At 73.7% G+C, this 1,378-nt stretch carries 1 protein-coding gene; it reads left to right on the top strand.

Features of this window, described 5'->3' with window-relative positions:
• The coding region (locus D588_RS0121570; RefSeq protein WP_017917481.1) for a UvrD-helicase domain-containing protein at positions 1-1,378 on the top strand (1,378 nt) is incomplete at both ends.

Here is a 1,378-nt window from a genome sequence, read left to right as displayed (position 1 = left end):
CCGCGAGCGCCTGACGCTGGCGGCCAGCCTGGTCCCCGATCCGGACCAGGACCTCGTAGGAGCGGCTCTTGTCCCCTTTTCGGGATTAGCCGCGACCGACCCATCGCGCCCAACCCCGCAACAAGACCCACCCGACGTCGCCCTCACCCGCGCCATCCTCACCGCGCATCTGGCCGCCAGCACCGAGACTCCCGCCGCCCTGCGCCGGCGCCTGCAGCAGGCGGCCGAGGACATCGACCTCGCCGCCATCTTCACCATCCACGGCTTCTGCGCGCGCGTGCTGCGCGAGCACGCGCTGGAAAGCGGCCAGGCCTTCGCCGCGCCGCAACTGCTCACCGACGACCGCGAACTGCTGCGCGACGTCGCCGCCGACCTGTGGCGGCAACGCGCCGCCGATCCGGCGATGGCCGAGGATCTGGTGGCGCTGTGGCCGGGCGGACCGGACGGCATGGCCACCGATCTGCGCGAACTGGTGCGGCATCCGACCTTGCTGCCGGCCGCGCCGGTCTTTTCCGCCGAGGACGGCGCCGTGTTGCAGCAGGCCGCGCAGCACGCCGGCGTGGCGCTGGCCGAGGCGTTCCGCACCCACGGCACCGCCTGTTTCGAAGCGATCGCCGCGGCGATGGATGCCGGCGTGCTGAGCAAGGTCAGCTACAAGCCCGACTGGCTGACCGCGCTGTGGCACTGGCTGGACGCCTTCGCCGCGGCACCGGCCGCGGACGCGCCGCCGCATCCGAAGCTGGTCAAGCTCACCGCCGCCGAACTGGCCGCCGGCACCAACAAGAAGCACGCCGAGCGCACCCCGGCCTCGCCGCTGAGCCACGCCATCGACGGCTACCTCGCCGCGTTGGCGCAGCTGGCGCAGTGGCGTACGCAACGTCGCATCTGCCTGCTGCACGCGCTGCGCGCCGACGCGGCGGAACGGCTGGCCTATCTCAAGCGCCAGCGCCGCGTGCAGACCTACGACGACCTGGTCGAGGGCGTGGCGCGCGCGCTGGAAGGCCCGCACGGCGCCGCCTTGGCGCAGCGGCTGCGCGCGCAGTACGCGGTCGCCCTGGTCGACGAATTCCAGGACACCGACGACCGTCAGTGGACGATCTTCCGCAAGGTGTTCGCCCCGGACACGGCCAATCCCGCTGCGGCGCAGGACGACGCGGCGATCGCGCCCTCGCTGCCCGCGCCGGACGACACGCTGCCGCCGCTGCTCGCCCTGATCGGCGACCCCAAGCAGGCCATCTACGGCTTCCGCGGCGGCGACGTGCGCACCTACCTGGCCGCCGCCGCGGACGCCGAACGCGCGCCGCCGCTGGCGCACAACTTCCGCTCGCGCCCGGCGCTGCTGGCGGCGATCGACGCGCTGTACGCGCAGGCCGGCTAC

This window comes from Xanthomonas sp. SHU 308 (assembly GCF_000364645.1).
Classification (GTDB): domain Bacteria; phylum Pseudomonadota; class Gammaproteobacteria; order Xanthomonadales; family Xanthomonadaceae; genus Xanthomonas_A; species Xanthomonas_A sontii.
Note: the sequence above shows the minus strand (reverse complement) of the source record. Positions and strands in the feature narration are given on the sequence as shown.